The sequence below is a fragment of the Pelomonas sp. Root405 genome (genome assembly GCF_001425165.1).
Taxonomy (GTDB): Bacteria; Pseudomonadota; Gammaproteobacteria; order Burkholderiales; family Burkholderiaceae_C; genus Pelomonas.
Genome location: NZ_LMDU01000011.1, coordinates 431,204 through 453,421 on the forward strand (window position 1 = coordinate 431,204; position 22,218 = coordinate 453,421).

The window sequence follows — 22,218 nt, forward strand, 5'->3', positions numbered from 1 at the left end:
CCCTAAGGCGTTGATCTCTATCTTTCGCCCCATGGACAAGTTTGCCGCCCCCACCACATTGCGCCTGGGCCCCGCGCCGGGTCTCGTGGCCCAGGTCTATGCCGCACGCCGGCCGCTGGATGGCGGCGCCCGCGCGCTCATGCTCTTCCTGCACGACGGCAGCTTCACGAGTGGGTCGCTGGCCTCCGCACGCGCCCGGAGCGAAATGCTGGCCGAGGCCGGTGCCGACGTCGTCTCGCTGGACTACCCGCTCGCACCCGAGCACCCCTTTCCCACCGGCCTGAGTGCCGCCTTCGAAGCGCTGCAGGCTCTGGCCGCCAAGCCGGCCAAGCTGACCGGCAGCGCGCAAACCGCCCTCTTCGTCGCCGGCGAGGAAGCCGGTGGCAACCTGGCCGCGGCGCTGGCGCTGATGGCGCGCGACCAGCGCGCGCCCCACTTGGCCGGGCAGCTGCTGATCTCGCCGATGCTGGACCCCCAGCTTGGCAGCGCGTCGATGCGCGAAGGCGAATGCGGCCATTGCGAATGCATTTATGCCAAGGGCTGGCAGGCCTACCTGGGCGGCAACACCCGTGCCGACCATCCCTATGCCGCGCCGCTGAACGCCAGCCGCCTTTCGGGCTTGGCGCCGGCCCTGGTGCTCAGCGTCGCCGGGCACCCGCTCAATGACGAGGCGCGCCGCTATGCCGCCGCCCTGCGCGAGCACGGTGGCGCCGCCAGGGAGCTGACGCTGCCGGCCATTGCGCCCGGCTATGTGCTGGCCGCCATCCACGAGTTCCTGAGCCAGGCCGCCGGCCGGGCTCTGTCGCCGCCTTCTGCTTGAAAACCCCGGGAGAAATCGAAATGCAATCCACCCCACGCTTCAACCGCCGCCTCGGCATCATCGTTGGCGCCATTGCCCTCGCCGGCCTCGGCGCCGTCGGCTTCGCGCAGTTCGGGCAGCCGGCGCTGGCCAACGCCGGTCCCACCGCGCCGCCGGCCACGCCGGTGTCCGTGGCGCAAGTCGTCAGCCAGGACGTGGCGGCCTGGAATGAGTTCTCCGGCCGGCTCGAAGCCGTGGAGCGCGTGGACGTGCGGGCCCGCGTGTCGGGCGCCGTGCAGCAGCTGCACTTCCGCGAGGGCAGCCTCGTGAAGGCGGGCGATCTGCTCGTCACCATCGACCCCGCACCCTACCAGGCCGAAGTCGCCCGCTTTGAGGCGCAGGTCGCTGCAGCCCAGGCGCGCGTGACCTATTCGCAAAGCGAGGCCGCAAGGGCCAAGGCGCTGTGGGAAGACCGTGCCGTGGCCCGCCGCGAGTTTGACGAGAAGGACAACGCTGCCCGCGAGGCCGCCGCCAACCTGCGCGCCGCGCAGGCCGCGCTGCAGTCGGCGCAGTTGAGCCTGGGCTACACGCAGGTGCGTGCGCCTGTGGCAGGTCGCGTCGGCAAGATTGAGGTAACGCAGGGCAATCTCGTCGCCGCCGGTGCCGGCGCGCCCGTGCTGACGACGCTGGTGTCGGTGAGCCCGATCTACGCGAGCTTCGACGCCGACGAGAAGGTCGTGCGTGAGGCGCTGGCGTCATTGCCCAACGGCGCTGAGGAGCGGCGCGGCATCGAGCGCATTCCCGTCGAAATGCTGGCGGGGACGGACAAGTCCACCTCCGGTCGGTTGCAGCTCATTGACAACCAGGTCGATGCCAAGAGCGGCACGCTGCGCGTGCGCGCGGTCTTCGACAACAAGGATGGCGGCCTGATGCCGGGCCAGTTCGCCAAGCTGCGCCTCGGCCAGGCGAAGAACGAAGCGGGCCTGCTGGTGAACGAGCGCGCCGTCGGCACCGATCAGGACAAGCGTTACGTCATCGTCGTCGGCGCCGGCAACCAGGCCGAGTGGCGGCCGGTGACGCTGGGCGCCAACGTGAACGGTCTGCGCGTCGTGACCAGCGGCCTGAAGGCCGGTGAGCGCGTCGTCGTCGGCGGCGTGCAGCGGGTGCGGCCGGGCTCGGTCCTCGCACCCAAGGACGTGGCGATGGATGCCAAGCCCGAACTGCAAGCGCAACTCGCGGCCAAGGCCTCCTGACCTAGCGCCCCACCCTCCGTAGCAAGCCCTGCGACCAGGCCGGTTTTCACCGGCCTGAGGGGACGGCTTGCCTTCAGAAAGAAGAAAAATGAACTTCTCCAAATTTTTCATCGACCGCCCGATCTTTGCGGGCGTGCTGTCGCTGCTGATCTTCATCGGCGGCCTGCTGTCGATCCGCGCGCTGCCGATCTCGGAATACCCAGACGTCGTGCCGCCCTCGGTCGTCGTGCGCGCCCAGTACCCGGGCGCCAATCCCAAGGTCATCGCCGAGACGGTGGCCACGCCGCTCGAAGAAGCCATCAACGGCACCGAGGACATGCTCTACATGAGCAGCCAGGCGACCACCGACGGCCTGATGACGCTGACCGTCAGCTTCAAGCTCGGCACCGACCCCGACAAGGCCCAGCAACTGGTGCAGAACCGCGTCTCACAGGCCGAGGCGCGGCTGCCCGAGGAGGTCAAGCGCCTGGGCGTGACGACGGTCAAGAGCAGCCCCGACCTGACCATGGTCGTGCACCTGACCTCGCCCAACGACCGCTACGACATGACCTACCTGCGCAACTACGCGCTGCTCAACGTCAAGGACCGCCTCGCGCGCATCCAGGGCGTCGGCCAGGTGCAGTTGTTCGGCTCGGGCGACTACTCGATGCGCATCTGGCTGGACCCGCAGAAGGTGGCCGAGCACGGCCTGTCGGCCAGCGACGTGGTGGCCGCCATCCGCAGCCAGAACGTGCAGGCCGCAGCCGGCGTGGTGGGCGCATCGCCGGGGTTGCAGGGCATCGACCTGCAACTGTCCGTCAACGCTCAGGGCCGCTTGCAGTCGGTCGAGGAGTTCGGCGACATCATTGTGAAGAGCGGTGCTAACGGTGCCGTCACGCGGCTGCGTGACCTGGGCCGCCTGGAACTCGGCGCGTCGGAATACGCGCTGCGCTCCCTGCTCGACAACAAGCCCGCCGTCGCGGTGCCGGTCTTCCAGGCCCCGGGCGGCAACGCGCTGGACATCTCCAAGAACGTGCGCGCCACGATGTCCGAGCTGAAGGCCGCGATGCCCGAGGGCGTGGACTACACCATCGTCTACGACCCGACACAGTTCGTGCGCGCGTCCATCGAATCCGTCATCCACACGCTGCTCGAAGCCGTCGCGCTGGTGGTGCTGGTCGTCATCCTGTTCCTGCAGACCTGGCGCGCGTCCATCATCCCGCTGCTGGCCGTGCCGGTGTCCATCGTCGGCACCTTTGCCGTCATGCACGGCTTCGGCTTCTCGATCAACGCGCTGAGCCTGTTCGGCCTGGTCCTGGCCATCGGCATCGTCGTCGACGACGCCATCGTGGTGGTGGAGAACGTGGAGCGCAACATCGCGTCGGGCCTGTCGCCCCGCGAAGCGACCTACCAGGCGATGCGCGAGGTCTCCGGGCCCATCGTCGCCATCGCGCTGACGCTGATTGCGGTCTTCGTGCCGCTGGCCTTCATCACCGGCCTGACGGGCCAGTTCTACAAGCAGTTCGCGCTCACCATCGCCATCTCGACGGTGATCTCGGCGATCAATTCGCTGACGTTGTCGCCCGCGCTCGCTGCCCTGCTGCTCAAGGGCCACGACGCGCCCAAGGACGCGCTGACGCGCGGCATGGACAAGGTCTTCGGCCGCTTCTTCGCGGGCTTCAACCGCCTGTTCACCAGCAGCTCCGAGAAGTACGGTAGCGGCGTGAAGACGCTGATGTCGCGCAAGGCGCTGATGATGGTCATCTACCTGGCCCTCGTCGCAGCCACGGCCGGCCTGTTCAAGGCCGTGCCCGGCGGCTTCGTGCCGGGGCAGGACAAGCAGTACCTGATCGGCTTCGCCCAGCTGCCCGACGGCGCCACGCTCGACCGCACCGAGGACGTCATCCGCCGCATGACCGACATCACGCTGAAGACGCCGGGGGTCGAGCATGCGGTCGCCTTCCCGGGCCTGTCGATCAACGGCTTCACGAACAGCTCCAGCTCGGGCATCGTGTTTGCGACGCTCAAGCCGTTCAGCGAGCGCAAGACGAAGGACTTGTCGGCTGGCGCCATTGCCGGCTCGCTGAACGGGCAATACGGCGCCATCGAAGACGCCTTCATCGTCATGTTCCCGCCGCCGCCGGTGCAAGGCCTGGGCACGACGGGCGGCTTCAAGCTGCAGCTGCAGGACCGCGGCGGCGTGGGCTACGAGGTGATGGACCAGGCGGTCAAGGCCTTCATGGCCAAGGCCGGTACGACACCCGAACTGGCCGGCCTCTTCTCCAGCTACCAGGTCAACGTGCCGCAGCTGTTTGCCGACCTCGACCGCACCCGCGCCCGCCAGCTCGGCGTGGCCGTGACGGACGTGTTCGACACGATGCAGATCTACCTCGGCAGCCTGTACGTGAACGACTTCAACCAGTTCGGCCGCACCTATTCCGTTCGCGTGCAGGCCGACGCGCCCTACCGCGCCCGCGCCGAGGACATCGGCTCGCTGAAGGTGCGTTCGTCGTCGGGCGAGATGGTGCCGCTGTCTGCCGTGATGAAGGTCAAGCCCAGCTTCGGCCCCGAGCGCGCGATGCGCTACAACGGCTTCCTGGCCGCCGACATCAACGGCGGCGCCGCGCCCGGCTTCTCGTCGGGCCAGGCGCAGGCCGCCGTGGAGCGCATTGCCGCCGAGACGCTGCCCCCGGGCGTCGGCTTCGAGTGGACCGACCTGACCTACCAGGAAAAGATCGCCGGCAACTCGGGCGCCTGGGTCTTCCCGCTGGCCATCCTGCTGGTCTTCCTCGTACTCGCCGCGCAGTACGAAAGCCTGACGCTGCCCATCGCGATCCTGCTCATCGTACCGATGGGCCTGCTGGCGGCGATGACCGGCGTCTGGATGAGCAACGGCGACAACAACGTGTTCACGCAGATCGGGCTGATCGTGCTGGTCGGCCTGTCCGCCAAGAACGCCATCCTGATCGTCGAGTTCGCCCGCGAGCTGGAGTTTGCCGGCCGCACGCCGACGCAAGCAGCCCTGGAAGCCGCACGGCTGCGGCTGCGGCCCATCCTGATGACGTCGATGGCCTTCGTCATGGGCGTGCTGCCGCTGGTGCTGAGCACCGGTGCCGGCGCCGAGATGCGTCAGGCCATGGGCATCGCGGTGTTTGCCGGAATGATCGGCGTGACGCTGTTCGGCCTGTTCCTGACGCCGCTGTTCTACGTCATCGTGCGCCGCCTGACCGGCAACTCACCGCTGCGCCACCACGGCGGGCAAGTTGCTGCGCCGGCAGCACCCGAAGCTCCCCCGCAGCATGTCGCACCCATCGTCGACACCCTGCCGCAACGAGGCAAGTGATCATCATGAAACTGACCCTGACCCCACTCTTTGCAGCGCTGCTGCTGGCGGGCTGCGCCTCGGTCGGCCCGGTCGACCCGGCCCAGCTGCCACAGGCACCCGTCGCCTACAAAGCCACGGCCGCGAACGACGCACCTGCACTGACCACCAGTTGGTGGCAGCCCTTTTCCGACCCGGTGCTGGACGATCTTGTCGGCCGCGCGATGGCGGCCAACACGAGCGTGCAGGCCGCAGCCAACCGGCTGGCGCAGGCCCGTGCGGTGCTGAGCGGCGCCGAGGCATCGCGGCTGCCACAGGTCGGCGTGGCCGCCGGTGCCGGCCGCGCCGCCGACCCGGGGGCGCGAGGCATCACGCAATACAACGCGGGCCTGAGCCTGGCCTACGAGCTGGACTTGGGTGGCCGCCTGCTGCATGAGCGCAACGCCTCTGCGCTGGACGTGCGAGCCCGCGAGCAATTGCTGGCCGACGCCCGTCTGCTGGTGCAGACCAACGTCGCCCGTGGCTACCTGGCGCTGCGTGCGCTGGACGTCGAGCGCGAGATCGTCCGAGGCACCGTCGCCGCCTACGGCGAGACCCTGGCGCTGACCGAGAAGCGGGCCCGTGCTGGCGACGTCGCCGACCTCGACGTGGCCCGCGTGCAGGCCGAGCTGGCCGCCAACGAGGCCGAAGCCCTGGCGCTGGAGCGGCGCCGTCTCGAACTGGAGACGGCGCTGGCCGTCCTGCTGGGCGAGCCGGCCTCCAATTTCCGCCTGGCACCGACCACATGGGCGACCGCTTTGCCCGCCGTGCCGGCGGGACTGCCGAGCGAGCTGTTGCAACGCCGCCCCGACCTCGCTGCAGCGCGCAGCCAGTTGCAGGCGGCGCAGGCCCGAGTCGGTATCGCCCAGGCCGCGTGGTGGCCCAGCCTTGCGCTGACCGCTCAGGGCGGGGGCGTGTCGAGCGAGCTGTCCAACCTGCTCAAGAGCGGCGCCAGTACCTGGGGCATCGGCCTGCTGGCTGCCTTGCCGATCTTCGATGGCGGCCGCCGCGAGGCCGGCGTCGACGCCGCCAAGGCTCAGCTGGACGGCTCGGCGATTGCCTTTCGCGAGCAGTTTCTGCTGGCGCTGAAGGACGTGGAAGACCAGCTCGGCGCGCTGAGCTTGCTGCAGGCCCAGGGCGAGGCCAACTCACGCGCCGTCAACGCCGCGAGCCAGGCGCTGCGCCTGTCAGACACGCGCTACCGCAACGGTCTCGTCAGCCAGCTCGAACTGCTCGACGCGCGCCGCAGCGAACTGGCCAACAAGCGCGCCGCGCTGCAGGTGAGATCGGCCCAGTACCAGGCCACGGTGGGGCTGATCCGCGCCCTCGGCGGGGGCTGGTCTAACGGCGCTTGATCAAGGCGACATTCACCGCGGTGCGCACGACGAAGCCGAGGCTTTCGTAGAGCTTGACGGCGGCGGTGTTCGTCGCCCAGGCATGCAGGAACGGCTGTTCGCCGCGGCGCTGAATCTCGGCCGTTACCGCGGCCGACAAGCGTCGCGCCAGGCCCCGACCGCGGTAGTCGGGGTGCGTGCAGACGCCGCTGACCTCGACATGGCCAGGCCAGCGCATGCGCTCGCCGGCCATCGCCACCAGCCGGCCATCGACGCGCAGGCCGATGAAACGGCCCATCGTGTGCGTTCGGGCGAGGAAGGGCCCCGGCTCGGTCAGCGTCGCCAGCGCCAGCATGTCGGCCGCATCGGCGTCACCCAGCACCCGCAGACCTTCATCGGGTTCCAGCCGACGCGTCGCCAGCATCTGCACGCCCGGCGCCTCCTTGACGGCTTCGAGGGCGGGCGGCACGACAATGCGCGGCACCTGCAGCAGATAGACGAAGTCGTCACCGGGCTGGAGCAGTTTGGTCAGTGCATCGAGGCTGTCCGCGGCCTCGTCGGGCGTGGCTGCAAAGCGATTGATGTCCGCCTTGAAGCGCCGCGCACGTTCGTCGCCCAGGCCCCAGTGCGGCTGCTGTTGAAGGGTGGCCCAGACGGGTCGGTCGAGTTCGCTCATGCCCGCACCCGTTGCAGCAGCGGCGCTTCGATCAGTGCGTTCTCCAGCCCGGCCAGCTGGGTGAGCAGGTCGCCGCTCAGCCCCGCGCAGGCCTGGGCGACGGCCACCTCGATGGCCGGCCAGGCTTCGCGCTGCGCACGCTCCACGAGGCCCCGGCCCTTGAGGCTGAGCGCGATGCGACGCACACGGCGGTCATCCTCGGACGTCTGGGAGCCGATCAGGCCGTCGTCCTCCAGCCCGCGCAGCGAGCGCGTGATGACGGGTTGGCTGACGCCCACCGCCTGGCTCAACTCGCCGACGCTCAAGGGGCCGAGGCGATCCAGCGCCGCCAGCAGCGGAAAGTAGGCAGCCGGCTGCTCGAAGCCATGCGCCGCGAGCACCGACTGGGTCTGTGCCTGCAGCGCCTCACCGATGCGCCTGAGCCGCGTGCCCAGGCTCAGGTGGCCCAATTCCTTGACGACATCTTCGATCACGCCCGCTCCAGCCAGCCGATATGCATAGCATGCTATGCAATGGCACGCAGGTCGTCAATGCAGGGGTCGAATTGCTGGGGGTCATGCCGCGCTATCGAGCGCGGCAGCTCTGCGCGGCTACGGCAGCGTCTTGCAGTTGGGCTTGCAGACCACCTCGTTGCGACCGAGCAGCCGGATGGACTGCAGGCTGGCCGGCGCGCGGTGCTTGCCGCATTTGAAGCAGGAGCGGGTGTGGCCGCTGCCGAGGAAGGGCGAACCGCCGATTTTCGACTGGTAGCGCAAGCCATCCTGGCGGACCGCGGTGACGGTGTCTTTGCTCATTCTTCAGACAGGTCAAGACGAAAGGTGAATTGACGCACGAGGAAGATGACAAATCCATCTCGCAAGCCCCCGGTTATCGGCCCAAACGGCCAATAACCGCGGGGTTTCCCTGCCCCGATCTGCGGGGTCGGGCAGCGAGGACAATGCGTCCCCGCTCCCAAACACCTCATGGCCAAGCTCTTTTTCCGTTATGCGGCGATGAACGCCGGCAAGTCCACCGCCCTGCTGCAGGTGGCGCACAACTACGAGGAACGCGGCCACCGCGTGCGCATCTTCACGGCGCGCCTGGATGACCGCTATGGCCGCGGCTTCGTCACGTCGCGCCTCGGGCCGCAGCGCGAGGCCGAGCAGTTCGATGCCAGCACCGACTTCCTGGCGTTGATCGGCCAAGGGGAAGCCGGCCCGGGTATCGCCTGCATCCTCATCGACGAGGCGCAGTTCCTGACCAAGCACCAGGTGCAGCAGTTGCACGAGATGGCCCACCTGCGCAATCTGCCGGCCATTTGCTATGGACTGCGCACCGACTTCCAGGGCGAACTCTTCCCGGGCTCGGCCACGCTGCTGGCGCTGGCCGACGAGATGGACGAGATGAAGACGATTTGCGACTGCGGCCGCAAGGCGACCATGAACATGCGTGTCGATGCCGCCAACCGCAAGGTCACCGAGGGCGCGCAGGTTGAGATCGGCGGCAATGCGCGCTACCGCTCCGTCTGCGGCCGCTGCTTCCGGCAGGGATAGAAAAGCAAAAGCGGCCTATGGCCGCCTTTGCTCAGTGCATGTCGCCTCGGAGGTCAGCCCGCCTATCGGTGGGGCCGGGGCGACTTATTTGGCCGCGATCTGCGCGTCCAGCTCCTTGCAGGACGGCGAGCACACGGGCTGCGACTTGCCCAAAAGCTTCTTGGACTTGAGCATCGCGCGCGGGCGGTGCTTGCCGCAAAGGAAGCAAGACATCGTTGCTGCGCCGAAAGAGGAGGTCGCCGCGAAGGGCGAGCCCGGGGCTTTGGAGCGGTAGCGCAGACCATCCGCTTCGATGGTGGTCTTGGTGGTTTCTTTGGCCACGCTGGTCCTGTCGAAGAGTGTTGTGAAGGGGTGGCGCCGGGCGGCGCAGACCCTGTATTTTCCACCATATGGCCAAAGCCCCGGCCTAGGGCTTTCAACACCCCTTGAATTTCGCCGTTTTCTTGCTCGCCCAGGCAGCTTGGCCCTCGACCAGATCGTCAGAATCGCGCGCCCGTCGGATGTCCGCCGCCAGGCCAATCGCGTCGAGCCGCCCAGCGGCTATGGCGTTGAGGTGCTGCTTCATCGGCAGCAGCGCCAACGGCGCCATGGCCAGCAGTTCGGCCGTCAGCGCCGCCACCGCTTCATCCAGCGAGCCGACGTCGGACAGCAACTGGTCCAGGTAGCCACAGCCCAGCAGTGCCGGCGCATCCAGCGTGCGCCCGGCCAGCAGCACCTGCTTGGCGTTCGCCAGGCCCAAGCGGTTGACGAAGCGGGCCAGGCCGCCCGCATAGAAATGCAGGCCGATGCGCGCTGCGGGCACGAACATCTCGACGGCCGGTGCGCCCAGCCGGAAGTCGCAGGCCAGCGCAAGGTCGGCCGCGCCGCCGTAGACGCCGCCGTGCAGCCGGGCAATCGTGATCGGCCGCGCCGCCTCCAGCGCATCGGCCAGCTCCCCGAAGCGCGCACCCGCGTCGACAGCGCCCAGCGCGGCGAGGTCGAAACCGCTGCAGAAATGCCGGCCCTCGCCGAGCAGCACGAGCACGCGCACGGTCTCGTCGGCATTGACCGACTCGACCATGCCGCCAAGCGTGACGAGGTCGTCGACGGTCAGGCGGTTGGCCTGGCGCGGCCGCCGCAGCGTGATGCGAGCGACGCCGGCATCGATCTCCAGCAATGGCGCCTGGCCGCTGCTCACTGCTGCACCCTCCGGCCTGCGGCCTGTCCCGCCGAGCGGGAGCGCGCTTGCTTGGGGCGGGCGGGCGCGGCGCTCATGCACGCCGCCGCACCACGCCGCCCTTGGCGGCGTAGCGGCCGTTCACCTGGGCATGGCTCGCGTCGCGCTCGGCCTCGATCAGCTCGCGCAGCGCCTGGGCATGGACAGGGCGCAAGCCGGCGTCCTGGCGCAAGACGAGTTCCGCGACCAGCGACCAGTCCGCTTCCAGCTCGGCCGACCAGATCTGCGCCCGCGGCGGCAACTCGGCCAGCAGCTGGTGCAAGGCGCCGAACGCAGTGTCTGCACTGACGAGGCCAGCAAGCTCCGGCCAGCGGCCGAGCAGCGGCGCGTCGACGCTCTGGGGCCGCCACAGCGCGCACAGCCACTGCGGCATATGGGTCTCGACCAGCGGCCCGCTCGGCGTCTGCACCACCTCGGTCGTCGCGCCCCTGACGCGGCGCGCCAGCGCCGTCCAGGCCAGCGGCTGCCAACGTGAAAGCAACCGGGGGTCGCGGTTGGCGCGCGGCGCGGTCTGGTGGAGGCTGCGAACGTCCAGCACCGGCGCCTCAAAGGCCACGGGATGCGCCACCTTGGGCAATTCGATGCTTTCGATGACGCCCTGCGGATTCGGCGCGGCCGCCGGCGCAGCGACGTGGAAATCCAGCGCGGGCGGCTCGACGACCAGGGGTGGCGGTTCTACATTCGGCAGCCGAATGTCCTCGAGAACCCGCCGAGCATCCGGCTCGGCGGGCGGCGGCGCCCGGAAGGCCAACGCCTCTGCCTCAGGTACCGGCAACTCAGCCACGCTGTCCTCATCCGGTCTCACCAGCGCGGCGTCCGGCACTGCGGGCGATTCACCCGGCACGTCCAGCGCAGGCGCTTCGACAGTCGCGGGTGACGGCGGCACCCCCGCTGCCTCAATGGGATCGGGCACGACCGGCACGTTTGGCATCTCCGGCCGTTCAGCCTCGGCAGCCGCGGCTGGCGATGGCTGATCAGGTGCCGCCAGGTCCTCCCCGACCGTCCACGCGGCAGGCTCGGGCAACGCGACCTCGGCGAACAAGGCCTCCACGATGACAGGCTGAGGATCGGGCTCGGTGGGCGCCGCCACCTCGACCTCCAGGACCAGCGCCTCGGCGGTGGTCGGCAAGGGCGGCGCTTCAGCTGTTGCAAAGTCAGCCGGCACGGCTGGCCCAACCAACGGAGGATCCGGCTGCCCGGCGTGGTCGTCAAGGGATTGAGCGACTGGCGCCTCCACGACGAGCGCCTCGGCGGTGGTCGGCAACACGGCCGCTTCATCGAGCGCCCCAGCGTCGTCCATGGGCGGCACCGGTGCCTCGACGCGCGCCCGCGGCGGCGGCTTGTCGCAGAGCTCGATGTCCTCGACGTCGAGCATCTCGTAGCCACGCGCCTTCAGCCAAGCCTTCTTGGCACCGTCCGGCCGAGTGCCGGCTGAGCGCAGCGACTTGAGCTCCAGGTCCAGCGGCGCCGGCGTGGGCGGGCGCCAGCCGTCCAGCGCATGGACGGAGTCGAATGCGGCTGCGCTGGGCGCGGTGACGGCAAGCGCGGCGTTGATCGCATCCAGGGCAGCATGGTCCACGGGACGTAGCGCATCGAGCTTGAGCTCAAGATCGAGGGGCGGTGGTGCAGGAACCCGCCAGCCGTCGAGCGCGCGCGTGGGGTCGAAATGATCGAGATCGGCCATGGCTTGCAAGCGGGGCATTGTGACGACGTAAGCTCGCACATCCATCGTCATAGACACGTCATGTTGCATACCCGCCGTTGCCTGTTGAGCGTGGCCCTGGCCAGCGCCCTGTCCGCCTGCACCACCACCGGCGCACCGCCCGCCGCGGTGCCGCAGCGCCCAAAGCTGCTTGTCCTGATGGTCGTCGACGGCCTGCCGATGCGCCAAGTCACCGGCTACCGGTACCAGCTCGCGCCCGATGGCCTCGCCCGCTTCCTGGACCGCGGCCGCTGGTTTGCGGATGCGCACTACGGCCACGGCCACACCGTCACCGCAGCTGGCCACGCGGTCATGCTCAGCGGCGCCCATCCGCAGCGCAGCGGCATCATCAGCAACGAATGGCGCAACCCCGTCACCGGCGAGCCGGTCTACAACACCGGCGACACGGCCCACACCTACCTCGACAACCCCACCGCGCCGCTGTCCGGCACCAGCCCGCGCAATCTCAAGGTGGAAACGCTGGGAGACGTATTGCGCACCCGCGCGCCCGAGTCCAAGGTCATCGCCATCTCCGGCAAGGACCGTGGCGCCATCCTGCCGGCCGGGCACCTGGGCACCGCTTACATGTACATGGGCGAGTCCGGCAGCTTCTCGTCCAGCACCTACTACATGGCGGCGCTACCGCAATGGGTCAAGGATTTCAACGCGGCCAAGCCTGCCGACGCCTTCTTCAAGAAGACCTGGGCGCCGCTGCTGCCGGAGACCGCCTATGCGCGCTCCGTCCCGGACGGCCAGCCGTGGCAAGTGGCCAGCGGCAACGGCAACAGGCTGCCCGCCGTCATCGGCGACAAGATGGACAGCCCCGGCCCGCGTTTCTATGGCGGCCTGCTGGCCACGCCGTTTGGTGACGAGCTGACGCTGGCCTTCGCGCGCGCCGCCGTGACGAACGAGAAGCTCGGTCAACGTGGCCCGCAGGACATCCTGTCGGTCAGCTTGTCCAGCCATGACTACATCAACCACGCCTTCGGCCCCGAGTCGCGGCTGTCACACGATCATGTGCTGCATCTGGACCGCCACTTGCAGGGGTTCTTCCAGTTTCTTGACAAGCAAGTTGGCGCGGGCAATTACGTGCTCGCGCTGACGTCCGACCACGGCTTCAGCGACACGCCGGAATGGGCCGCCAGCCAGGGCCGCGACGCCGGGCGCTTCAACAGCGGGCCATCGCTGGCGGCGATCAATGCGGCGCTGACGGCAAAGTTCGGCGTCGAAAAGCTGGCTCGCAACTTCTCGGCGGCTGGCCTGCTGCTCGATGATCGGCTCGCCGCCGAGCGTGGCCTGAACTTCGCCGACGTGCAGGACGCCGCACGCGAGGAACTGCTGAAGCTGCCCGGCGTGGCGACGGTCTTCACGCGCGAGCAGTTGCTGGGCGCCGACACGGCGACGCCGTATCTGGACGCGATGCGCAAGTCATTCGACCCGATGCGCGCCGCCCAGTTGCAGGTCGTGTTGAGGCCCAACTGGATCGTCAGCTACCGCCCGGGCGGCAGCACGCACGGCAGCCCCTACGACTACGACACCCACGTGCCGCTGATGTTCTGGGGCCCGGGCTTTGTCGGCCAGGGCGAAGTCAAGGCGCGCGCCGAAGTGGCCGACCTGGCGCCGACGCTGGCCGCCCTCGCTGGCCTCCCGGTGCCGGCCCAGTCGCAGGGCCGCAACCTCGGGCTCAAACCCTAGCCAGCAGGGCTGCGGCCGACTCGCCCCAGACGGCCTCGGTCAAGCCGGTCGCACCCAGCCGGCCGCCCAGCGCCGCGGCCTGAGCGGGGCCCGTGGACGGCAGCATGACGAGCAGCCGGCCGTCCTGCAGCCGCAAGCAGCCGTCTTCGCCGCGGATGCGGGTCAGCAGTTCGGCGGGGTCGGCGTCCGCAGGCAGCGTCGCGATGGACAGGGGCCAGGCGCGCGGGTCGGCCAGCAGCGCCTGCAGCAATTCGGTGCCCGCCTGAGTGGCCAGCAACTGGCCCGACAGCGGCCTCGGCCGGGCCAGCGCGCTGATATCCACGCCGGTCAGCGCGAGGCCACCGGCCGGCATGCGCTGCTCGACCCACCACAGCCGCCGGCCGTCCCGCCACGCCTGCTCGTAGCCACGCTGCGCCATACGGCTGCGCCGCTCGGGCGCCTCGACCGGGCCGACGCCGGCCAGCAGCGCGGCCTCGACCATCTCGCTCCAGGCGGGCGTCGCGTCATCGGCCAGCTGCCAGGCCGCGCGATAGGCCGGGTTGGCCCGCAGCAGGCGATCGTCGGCGTCGAACAGGGCCAGCAACAAGGGGCCATCGGCCAGCGTCTGCCACCAGAGGTCGTCTTGGTTCACGGCCCCATTCTGGGCCGCGGCATCAGCGGCGGTGGATCTCGCCCGAACCGCTGACGCTTTGGCGCAACTGCGGCCGTCCGGCATAGGTGACGTCACCGGAGCCGCTCAGCTGGACGTCCAGCTGTTCCGTCACACCCAGCGAAACATCGCCCGAGCCGTTGATGCCCACCTTGGCGGCACGGCCGGCCAGCGACCGTGCGTCGACATCCCCCGAGCCGCTGACCGTCCAGCTCTGCTGGTCGGCCCGGCCGGCCAGGCGCACATCGCCGGAACCGTTGATGCTGACGGTCAATTCCTTCAACTCGACAAGGCCGAACTGCACGTCGCCCGAGCCGACGACGTTCAGGCTGAGGCTGTCGGCCTTGAAATGCTCGGCCGCCAGATCGCCCGAACCACTGATGGAGATGGACTGCAAGGCGCGGGCGTCGATGCGCACCGTCGGCACTGCGCGGGTCGTGAAGCCGGTATCGCGTTTCAGGCGCACCACCAGGGCATCACCTTCGACGACGGTCTCGATCAACGGCTGGATGTTGTCGTCAGCGACAACGGTGGCCAGATCGCTGCTGCCCTGGGTCAGCACGACGTCAACGGGGCCATCGATGCGCAACTTGCTGAACGCGGCCAGCGTGCGCTGCTTCTCGACCTTGACCCCGGAACCTCGCACGCGGTTCTTGCCGCTGCCGTAGTCGATAGGCCCACTGAAACTCGCCGTCCAGCCATCCCCTTCCTTCTTGATGCGCAAGCGCCAGTCGTTGTCGCCCGCGAGGGCGGCGCCTGTGGCAAGGGCAGTGGCAAGGGTCAAAAGGACAAGGCGCTTCATGCGGAACTCCGGTGCGGCAACGGGTCGGCAGTGTGTTCAGGCATACCCGGTTGCGCTCCTCACATCCGACAGACTGCAATTCGGCGGTCATGGGCCGTAGGATGGGTCGACAACAGGAGACGCCATGAAGTGGGAAGGCCAGCGTGAAAGTGAAAACGTCGAGGACGCCCGGGGCAGCGGTGGGGGGCGCGGCCGGGGGCTGCCCATCGGTGGCCGCGGTCTGGGGGTCGGGGGCATCGTCGTCGCGCTGCTCGCCTCCTGGGCGCTGGGCATCAACCCACTGACCGTGCTGGGCCTGCTGGACGGCGGCGGAGGCGGCGCGCCGGTCCAGGCGCCAGCCGACGACTCGCACGCCCAGGACCCGGGCTACCGCTTCGTCAAGGTCGTTCTCGCCGACACCGAGGACGTCTGGGGCGCCTACTTCCAGCGCAGCGGCCAGCAATACGCGATGCCCAAGCTGCGCGTGTTCCGCGGCAGCGAACCCACCGCCTGCGGCACCGGCGAGGCAGCGATGGGGCCCTTCTACTGCCCGGCCGACCGCAAGGTCTATATCGACCTGAGCTTTTACGACACGCTGCGCGAACGCCTTGGCGCGCCCGGTGATTTCGCCCAGGCCTATGTCATCGCCCACGAGGTCGGCCACCATCTGCAGAACCTGATGGGCACCACCCAGAAGCTTGATCAGGCGCGCGGCAGGGTCTCCGAGCGGGAGATGAATGCCATGAGCGTCAAGCTTGAGCTGCAGGCTGACTGCTTTGCCGGTGTCTGGGCCGGTCTGTCGCAGCGCAGCAAAGGTTGGCTGGAACAGGGGGACATCGAGGAGGCCATGAATGCCGCGTCCCAGATTGGTGACGACACGCTGCAAAAGCGCTCTCAAGGCAGCGTCGTGCCCGAAAGCTTCACCCATGGCAGCAGTGCCCAGCGTGTGCGCTGGTTCAAGCGGGGATTGGAAGCCGGTGATTTGAAGGTATGTGACACGTTTTCGTCAGCCAGCCTTTAAGTCCCTGATTCGAGCCCACCCAATCAAGGGGGCGCCAGATGACCCTCAAAAGGCTTTGTGTGAAACACTTCCGTCCAAACCGCCGAGCCCTCCACTAGCATCGGCACGCTCTGAAGTCCAGAGCTAGTTGCGCCCGAGTTGGCGTAACCCATAAACGGATAAAAGAGGCCACTGTCATGAGCGAACGCCAAATCAACGACCCCCAGTCGACGCCACCGGCGGCGGCCTCCGTCGACGCGTCCGCCAGCCGTTCGGGCCGCGGCAAGATCAACACCTCGCGCCGGCATTTCGCCAAGTCGGGCGCTGCTGCACCGGTGGTGCTCGGCAGCCTGCTGAGCAAGCCGGCGCTGGCGCTGCAGCCCTACAACTGCACCATCTCCGGCCAGATGTCTGGCAATACTTCGCCCCGACCGGGCGCGGTGAACTGCAAGGCCATCGGCCGCTCACCGGGCTACTGGAAGACGAACGGGACGTGGCCTACCGGTACGTTGAAAGGCAATTCCCCGACCTCCGGTTGCAGTTTCAGCGGCAGCAAGGGCACCAACTTCAACGGCTTCAGCAGTGGCGGCGCCACGCTGATGGATGCCTTCCGATACAAGAGCGAAAACTCCGCCTGCAACTGCTACGGCCTGCGCGATTCACCTTTCGCGAACTGCGCCAGTACCAACAAGGCATCCATGCTGCAGGTGCTGAACACGCCGGGCGGCCTGAATGACACGATGATCTATGCCCTCGGCCGGGCAACGGTCGCGACCATCCTGAATTCGATCGCTTTCGCGCCGGACTACCCCGTCACGACGGCGCAAGCCATCAAGATGTTCAACGCCGTCGCCCCCTTGAACGGCAAGTACCAGGTCAACGCCACCGTTTCGTGGGACGCGAACCAGGTGCTGACCTACTTCCAGAGCTTGTACTCCTGAGCCCCGGCGGCGTTGATGTGACACTTCGGGCGTCCTCAGCGACGCCCGAAGTCATTTCAGACCCTGCCCCGTGACGCCTGCCGCCCCCGCCACACCCCTCGGATGGACGCTCACCTACGGCGCGGATCTGTCGATCCGGGTCTGGGGCGATGACTGTCTCGTGCACCATGCGCTGTCCAATGACACGCATCGACTGGCGGCCTGGCTGGTGCCGGCACTTGAACGCCTGGCCGAGCAGCCGCCCGCATCGCTGGATGAACTGGCGACGTTGATGGACGCCGACCTTGAGACCGCTGCCGATGCGCTCCAGCAGCTCCAGCGGTTGTCGCTGGTGCAGCCATGCTGACGGTCGGTCGCCTCTCTCCCGATGAGCTGGGGCAGCGCCTGCGTGAGGGGCTGACGCTGCGGACAGGCCCCTTCGCCTACCGCATCCGCAGCCGCTGCCGGCCCGTTGCCGCCGGCCTCGCCAAGCTGTACGCCGATTTCGAAGTCGAGCCCGAGGGCAGGCTCGCTGACTTCCATGTGCATGTGCAGCCGGTGGCCGGCCTGCGGCGCTGGCTGGGTGCGCAGGTTGAGTTCCGCCTGGATGAGCACAGCCCCTTCCTGCCCCTGCCGGCCGAGCACGCCTTTGCCCTGCTGGAATGGGGCATGAACTGGTGCCTCGCCAGCCAGGCCAATCACTACCTGCTCTTCCACGCGGCGGTGCTCGAAAGAAACGGCCAGTGCCTGGTCATGCCGGGTGACCCCGGCGCGGGCAAGAGCACGCTGACGGCCGCGCTGATGCTGTCGGGCTGGCGCCTGCTGTCCGACGAGATGGCGATGGTCGACCGGGACAACGGGCTGGTCACGCCGCTGGCCCGTCCGGTCAGCCTGAAGAACCAGTCCATTGACGTGATCCGCGGCTTTGCGCCGCAGGCCGTGCTCGGCGATGCCGCCTGCGACACCCACAAGGGCACGGTGTCCCACTTGCGCGCATCCGCTGCCAGCGTGGCCAGCCGCGTGCAGCAGGCCCGACCGACCCAGCTCATCTTCCCGCGCTGGCGCTCCGGTGCAGCGACCCAGCTGACGCCCGTGCCCAAGGCCGAGGCTTTCGAGCGCCTGGCCGGGCATGCGTTCAACTACAGCCTGCTCGGACGCCTGGGGTTTGAGCTGACGGCCGCGCTGATCGATGCCTGCGGCTGTTCCGATTTCGTCTATTCCGACCTGACCGACGGCCTGGCGGCCCTTGACGGGCTGAACTCATGACGCCGCAGTGGGACGCCCTGCTGCGCTCGCTGCGCGACCCGGCCTGCATGGCCGGCCACTCCGAAGCGACCTGGGATCTGCTGCTGCGTCAGGCGCTATCGGCCGGCGTGCTGGCGCGGCTCGGTGCCCTGGCCCGGGCCGCCGGCATCGAGCCATCGCTGCCGCTGGCAGTGCGGCGGCAGATGCGGGCTCTGCTCGCCGTGTCGGAGGAGCAGCGCCGCGCCGTCCGGTGGGAGCTGGTCATGCTGTCTCGTGACCTGGGCGATTTGCCTGGACCGATCATGCTGCTCAAGGGCGCCGCGTATGTGGCCGGCGACCTGCCGCCAGCGCCGGGGCGGTTGTTTTCGGACATCGACATCCTCGTTCCCCACGAACAACTCGACCATGCCGAAGCGGCTCTGATGCTCGGCGGCTGGAACAGCGCGGCGGAGTCCGCCTACGACGAGCGCTACTACCGCCAATGGATGCACGAACTGCCGCCCCTGGTGCACGTGCGCAGGCAGACGAACCTGGACCTGCATCACAACATCCTGCCGCTCACGGCCCGCATCAAGACGCAAAGCGCCCCGTTGCTGGCCGCCGCCTCCCGGGTCGCCGAGTTCCCGCGCTTCAGCTTGCCGGCGCCCGCCGACCAGGTTTTGCACAGTGCAACCCATCTGATGCACGAAGGCGACTGGCGCCATGGCTTGCGCGACATCGCCGACCTCGACAGCCTGCTGCGCCACCACGGCAGCATGCCCGGTTTCTGGAATGGCCTGCTCGCTCGGGCTGCCGAGTTGTCGCTGGGCCGGCCGCTTTTCTATGGTCTGGAGCTGTGTCAAACCTACCTGCACACGCCGGTGCCCGAGGAGGCGCTGCAGCGCTGCCCCGGCCGCCCAGGGCCCCTGGCGCGCGCCCTCATGCGCGCCTTGCTCAGGCGTGCCCTCACTGGCGCGCACCGCGGCTCAATGGCCCCTGGCACGCAGCTTGCCGAGTTTGCGCTCTATGTTCGCAGCCACTACTTGCGCATGCCATTGCACCTGCTGCTCCCCCACCTGATCGTCAAGGCCGTCAGCCGTCCTTCGCCCAATCAGGCCCGAAGTGAAGACGCCAATCCGGCACAGCAGCCCTGACGCCCAGCCGCCATGGACAAGCCCAAGCCCTTTTCGATGATTCGCGAATTCCAGCTCGCGGACTGGTTCACCTTGGGCAATGCCTGCGCCGGCATGGGGGCCCTGTTCGCGGTGATGAGTTTTTTGCAGAGCGGCGAACCGCGGCATCTGCAGTACGCCTGCGCGCTGATCCCGCTGGCGCTGATCTTCGACGTGCTCGACGGACGCGTCGCGCGCTGGCGTCAGAAGAGTTCGGCGCTCGGGCGCGAGCTGGACTCATTGGCCGATGTCATTTCCTTCGGCGTCGCGCCTGCCGCGATTGCCTACGGTTGCGGCATGCAGGGCCTGTATGACCGCATCGTGCTGGTGTTCTTCGTCGCCTGCGGCGTGAGCAGGCTGGCGCGCTACAACGTCACGGCCGAGAAGCTCAGCGCCGGCTCGGACAAGGTGGCCTACTTCGAAGGCACACCGATCCCGACGTCGATGGTGCTCGTCGCGGTACTGTGGGTCGCTTCGGCTCAGGGCGCGATTGGCGATGCGCTGTGGGGCGGGGTGTGGTGGCTCGGCGGCTTCAGGCTGCACCCGCTGGTGCTGTTGTTCGCGGTGTCGGGCTCGCTGATGGTGAGCCGGATCCGGATTCCCAAGCTTTAAGCCGTCCGGCGCGAAAGCCAGCTCAACGGCGAATCCTGCGCGGAGCGCGCCGATTGCGATTCAAGAAAATCGCTGGGCGACTGGCTGCGATAGTCGCTGATGACACCGCCATCCAGGCAGGCTTCCAAGCCAAAGGCGGTGCCAAGATCGGCGGGGTCCGGCTCGCTGCGCGCAGCGACGTCTCGGCGGAAAAAACGCAGCGCTGGAACGAATCGCATGGCGGACCTCTCTGGCTTGACAAAACCGATAACCGCATCGATTTCGTGAGCTCAGTGTGCGGGATTCATGTGACAGCCGAACCCCCCATCTGTGAGTAAATATTGCCTCTACTGGCACTAACGCACGCGCGCAACAGCTGTTTTACCCAGTGGCGATGGGCCCTGCAGGTCACCGCCCCCCGATTCGGAGGGGCGTTGCGGTTTTGCAATTCTTTTCCCCATCTCCCTAGAGCTCAGGATAGGTTCCGGGGGCCCCGCGCTTAAGCTGCGCCACCTCCAAGCCCCCCGGCTCCTGCATGAGTTCAGAACTGTTGAAATGGGTCGCCAGCGGCCTGATTGCCGTCGTGTTGACCAGCACGTTGTGGATGGCCCATGCCATTCAGCCCGAGCAGGGCAGTCCAAGTCTGCTGCTGGCTCAGGTCGTGCCCGTGCCGGCTGCGGCAGCATCGGCGCCGGCGGCGACCGCGACGCGCTGATCATCTCAGCGCGTGGCTTGCTCCCTCGGCCAACGCCTGGCCGATGCGGTCGAGCAGGGCGTCCCGGCCCTGCAATTGCCATTGATGCCAATACAGCGCCACGTCGACGCTGATCTCCGGTTTCAACACCGCCAGCTGGCCGGTCTGGATGAAGGGGCGGATCTGGATTTCAGGCGCCACGCCGACGCCCCAGCCCATGACGGCGGCCCGCACATAGGCCTCGCTGGACGGCACGAAGCGTTCCCTCAGGCGCGGCGCGCGCACGCCAAACGCCTGCGACACCCATTGCGTCTGCGTGTCGTCCTTGCGGTTGAAGACGAGAAACGGCGTGTCGGCAAAATTCCCCGCATGCAAGCCCTCCGGTAGCTGCTCGGCGAGGAAGTCCGGGCTTGCCACCGCCACATAGCGCATGACGCCGAGCGGCTGCACGCGGCAACCTTGCAGTGCTTCGGCCACCGTCGACACGCAACCCAGCACGGCGCCCTGCCTCAGGCCGTCGTGGGTGAAATCCTGGTCGTCGACGACGAGTTCCAGCCCATAGCCCTCGCGCAAGCCACGCTGCACCAGGTCATCCAGCGCGCCCAGCACCCAGGTGGCCAGACTATCGGCGTTGACGGCGATGGCCAGGCGCGACTGGGGCGCGACGCGCTCGCCGAGTTCCCTCGCCACGTCGACGCGCAAGGCTTGCAGCTGGCGCGCAAAGCGCAGCAGCACCTTGCCGGCCTCCGTCAGGCGCAGCGGCCGGGATCTCACAACCAGCGGTTGGCCGACCTGCGCTTCCAGCGTGCGCAGCCGTTGCGACACGGCGCTCTGCGTGATGGACAAGCGTTGGGCGGCGCGCTCGAAACCCTGTTCGTCGGCCAGCGCGGCCAGGCAGTCAAGCGCAGCAGGGTCAAACTGATTCATAAGCCACGCTAATGTACGGCGATGAATATGAATGACCCTTCTGAAATCACTGGGGGCTGCGGAGAATCCGCCGATGCTTGATGCCGCGACCGCCCCCACCGTCTTCGCCCAGGGCTGGGTCATGGGCGCCGGCCTTATCCTGGCCATCGGCGCGCAGAACGCCCTGGTGCTCCGACAAGGCCTGCGGCGGCAACATGTGGGCGTCGTCGTCGCGGTCTGCACGCTGTCGGATTGGCTGCTGATCGCGCTGGGCGTCTTTGGTCTGGGCGCGCTCATCCAGGGCCAGCCACTTCTGCTCGAAGTCTTCCGCTTTGGCGGTGCCGCCTTCCTGCTGGGCTACGCCGTGCTCGCCGCGCGGCGCGCATGGCGGCCTGCAAAAGGCCTTGAAGCCGCCGGCAGCACGTCGAGCCTGGGCGCGACCGTTTCGGCCGCCCTGGCCTTCACCTACCTCAATCCGCATGTCTATCTCGACACCGTCGTGCTGCTGGGCGGCCTCGGCGCGCGCCAGCCGCCCGAACTGCGCCTGGCGTTTGCGGCGGGCGCCTGCCTTGCGTCGGCGATGTGGTTCGGCCTGCTCGGCTTTGGCGCCGCGGCCGCCGCACCCAGGCTACGCAGCCCCCACACCTGGCGAGTCGTCGATGCCCTCGTCGCTGTGCTGATGGCCGGCCTGGGGTTACAACTCCTCCTACAACCCCTCTAAGAACAGGACCGAC

24 protein-coding genes are annotated in these 22,218 nt (G+C 68.3%); 14 read left to right on the forward strand and 10 right to left on the reverse strand.

From position 1 onward, the window contains the following. Nucleotides 1-31: 31 nt before the first annotated feature. The 4 genes from ASC81_RS11595 (at nt 32) to ASC81_RS11610 (ending at nt 6,747) form a co-directional block, all read left to right on the forward strand. Nucleotides 32-820, forward strand: a complete 789-nt coding sequence (locus ASC81_RS11595) for an alpha/beta hydrolase fold domain-containing protein (protein ID WP_056266861.1) — start codon at nt 32-34, stop codon at nt 818-820. Nucleotides 821-840: 20 nt separating this feature from the next. Further along, nucleotides 841-2,052, forward strand: a complete 1,212-nt coding sequence (locus tag ASC81_RS11600) for an efflux RND transporter periplasmic adaptor subunit (RefSeq protein ID WP_056266862.1) — start codon at nt 841-843, stop codon at nt 2,050-2,052. 88 nt (nt 2,053-2,140) lie between these two features. Then, on the forward strand, nt 2,141-5,374 hold the full coding sequence (locus ASC81_RS11605) for an efflux RND transporter permease subunit (RefSeq protein ID WP_082536444.1): 3,234 nt from the start codon (nt 2,141-2,143) through the stop codon (nt 5,372-5,374). Nucleotides 5,375-5,379: 5 nt separating this feature from the next. After that, on the forward strand, nt 5,380-6,747 hold the full coding sequence (locus tag ASC81_RS11610; protein ID WP_056267519.1) for an efflux transporter outer membrane subunit: 1,368 nt from the start codon (nt 5,380-5,382) through the stop codon (nt 6,745-6,747). Here ASC81_RS11610 and ASC81_RS11615 read toward each other — a convergent pair. The 3 genes from ASC81_RS11615 to ASC81_RS11625 form a co-directional block, all read right to left on the reverse strand. Beyond that, entirely contained in the window at nt 6,734-7,402 is a 669-nt protein-coding gene (locus ASC81_RS11615) for a GNAT family N-acetyltransferase (protein ID WP_056266865.1), read from the reverse strand. The genes ASC81_RS11610 and ASC81_RS11615 overlap by 14 nt on opposite strands. Continuing rightward, the gene (locus tag ASC81_RS11620; protein ID WP_056266869.1) at nt 7,399-7,875 is read right to left on the reverse strand and encodes a MarR family winged helix-turn-helix transcriptional regulator; all 477 of its coding nucleotides are present in this window, start codon (nt 7,873-7,875) and stop codon (nt 7,399-7,401) included. The genes ASC81_RS11615 and ASC81_RS11620 overlap by 4 nt, the downstream gene beginning before the upstream one ends. Nucleotides 7,876-7,992: 117 nt before the next feature. Then, nucleotides 7,993-8,196: a hypothetical protein gene (locus ASC81_RS11625; protein WP_056266871.1), complete on the reverse strand. Its 204-nt coding sequence runs from the start codon at nt 8,194-8,196 to the stop codon at nt 7,993-7,995. A gap of 168 nt (nt 8,197-8,364) precedes the next feature. On the opposite strand from ASC81_RS11625, the gene ASC81_RS11630 reads away from it, so the two are divergent. Next, a complete protein-coding gene (locus ASC81_RS11630) occupies nt 8,365-8,934 on the forward strand; it encodes a thymidine kinase (RefSeq protein WP_056266874.1) in 570 nt (189 codons plus the stop codon). A gap of 84 nt (nt 8,935-9,018) precedes the next feature. Here ASC81_RS11630 and ASC81_RS11635 read toward each other — a convergent pair whose 3' ends face one another. The 3 genes from ASC81_RS11635 to ASC81_RS11645 form a co-directional block, all read right to left on the reverse strand. Beyond that, complete coding sequence (locus tag ASC81_RS11635) at nt 9,019-9,255, reverse strand: hypothetical protein (protein ID WP_056266878.1); 237 nt, start codon at nt 9,253-9,255, stop codon at nt 9,019-9,021. A gap of 94 nt (nt 9,256-9,349) precedes the next feature. Beyond that, on the reverse strand, nt 9,350-10,111 hold the full coding sequence (locus tag ASC81_RS11640; protein ID WP_082536445.1) for an enoyl-CoA hydratase/isomerase family protein: 762 nt from the start codon (nt 10,109-10,111) through the stop codon (nt 9,350-9,352). A 73-nt stretch (nt 10,112-10,184) separates the two neighbouring features. After that, nucleotides 10,185-11,834, reverse strand: coding sequence for a hypothetical protein (locus ASC81_RS11645; RefSeq protein WP_156392013.1), 1,650 nt, complete (start codon nt 11,832-11,834; stop codon nt 10,185-10,187). A gap of 60 nt (nt 11,835-11,894) precedes the next feature. On the opposite strand from ASC81_RS11645, the gene ASC81_RS11650 reads away from it, so the two are divergent. Next, nucleotides 11,895-13,547, forward strand: a complete 1,653-nt coding sequence (locus ASC81_RS11650; RefSeq protein ID WP_056266884.1) for an alkaline phosphatase family protein — start codon at nt 11,895-11,897, stop codon at nt 13,545-13,547. Here ASC81_RS11650 and ASC81_RS11655 read toward each other — a convergent pair. Further along, nucleotides 13,537-14,178: a hypothetical protein gene (locus tag ASC81_RS11655; protein ID WP_056266886.1), complete on the reverse strand. Its 642-nt coding sequence runs from the start codon at nt 14,176-14,178 to the stop codon at nt 13,537-13,539. The two genes, ASC81_RS11650 and ASC81_RS11655, sit on opposite strands and share 11 nt — an antisense overlap. A gap of 22 nt (nt 14,179-14,200) precedes the next feature. Beyond that, a complete protein-coding gene (locus ASC81_RS11660; protein WP_056266889.1) occupies nt 14,201-14,998 on the reverse strand; it encodes a head GIN domain-containing protein in 798 nt (265 codons plus the stop codon). Nucleotides 14,999-15,122: 124 nt separating this feature from the next. On the opposite strand from ASC81_RS11660, the gene ASC81_RS11665 reads away from it, so the two are divergent. From ASC81_RS11665 to pssA, 6 genes are all read left to right on the forward strand, one after another. After that, the gene (locus ASC81_RS11665) at nt 15,123-15,998 is read left to right on the forward strand and encodes a neutral zinc metallopeptidase (protein WP_056266894.1); all 876 of its coding nucleotides are present in this window, start codon (nt 15,123-15,125) and stop codon (nt 15,996-15,998) included. A 176-nt stretch (nt 15,999-16,174) separates the two neighbouring features. Next, nucleotides 16,175-16,918 (forward strand): hypothetical protein, encoded by a 744-nt coding sequence (locus tag ASC81_RS11670; protein ID WP_056266896.1) that lies wholly within the window; start codon nt 16,175-16,177, stop codon nt 16,916-16,918. A 70-nt stretch (nt 16,919-16,988) separates the two neighbouring features. Continuing rightward, entirely contained in the window at nt 16,989-17,264 is a 276-nt protein-coding gene (locus ASC81_RS11675) for a hypothetical protein (RefSeq protein ID WP_156392015.1), read from the forward strand. After that, nucleotides 17,258-18,163, forward strand: coding sequence for an HprK-related kinase A (locus ASC81_RS11680; protein WP_056266905.1), 906 nt, complete (start codon nt 17,258-17,260; stop codon nt 18,161-18,163). The genes ASC81_RS11675 and ASC81_RS11680 overlap by 7 nt, the downstream gene beginning before the upstream one ends. Further along, nucleotides 18,160-19,275 (forward strand): nucleotidyltransferase family protein, encoded by a 1,116-nt coding sequence (locus ASC81_RS11685; protein WP_200946792.1) that lies wholly within the window; start codon nt 18,160-18,162, stop codon nt 19,273-19,275. The genes ASC81_RS11680 and ASC81_RS11685 overlap by 4 nt, the downstream gene beginning before the upstream one ends. 12 nt (nt 19,276-19,287) lie before the next feature. Further along, the gene (pssA, locus tag ASC81_RS11690; RefSeq protein ID WP_056266908.1) at nt 19,288-19,905 is read left to right on the forward strand and encodes a CDP-diacylglycerol--serine O-phosphatidyltransferase; all 618 of its coding nucleotides are present in this window, start codon (nt 19,288-19,290) and stop codon (nt 19,903-19,905) included. Here the strand turns inward: pssA and ASC81_RS27860 are convergent. Further along, nucleotides 19,902-20,123: a hypothetical protein gene (locus ASC81_RS27860; protein WP_056266911.1), complete on the reverse strand. Its 222-nt coding sequence runs from the start codon at nt 20,121-20,123 to the stop codon at nt 19,902-19,904. The two genes, pssA and ASC81_RS27860, sit on opposite strands and share 4 nt — an antisense overlap. Before the next feature lie 296 nt (nt 20,124-20,419). Here ASC81_RS27860 and ASC81_RS27005 point away from each other — a divergent pair, with 296 nt between their 5' ends. Beyond that, complete coding sequence (locus ASC81_RS27005; RefSeq protein WP_156392017.1) at nt 20,420-20,599, forward strand: hypothetical protein; 180 nt, start codon at nt 20,420-20,422, stop codon at nt 20,597-20,599. Here the strand turns inward: ASC81_RS27005 and ASC81_RS11700 are convergent, their stop codons facing one another. Then, complete coding sequence (locus tag ASC81_RS11700; protein WP_056266913.1) at nt 20,600-21,505, reverse strand: LysR family transcriptional regulator ArgP; 906 nt, start codon at nt 21,503-21,505, stop codon at nt 20,600-20,602. Between the two features lie 73 nt (nt 21,506-21,578). Here ASC81_RS11700 and ASC81_RS11705 point away from each other — a divergent pair, with 73 nt between their 5' ends. Then, entirely contained in the window at nt 21,579-22,205 is a 627-nt protein-coding gene (locus ASC81_RS11705; protein WP_056266916.1) for a LysE/ArgO family amino acid transporter, read from the forward strand. Nucleotides 22,206-22,218: the final 13 nt, after the last annotated feature.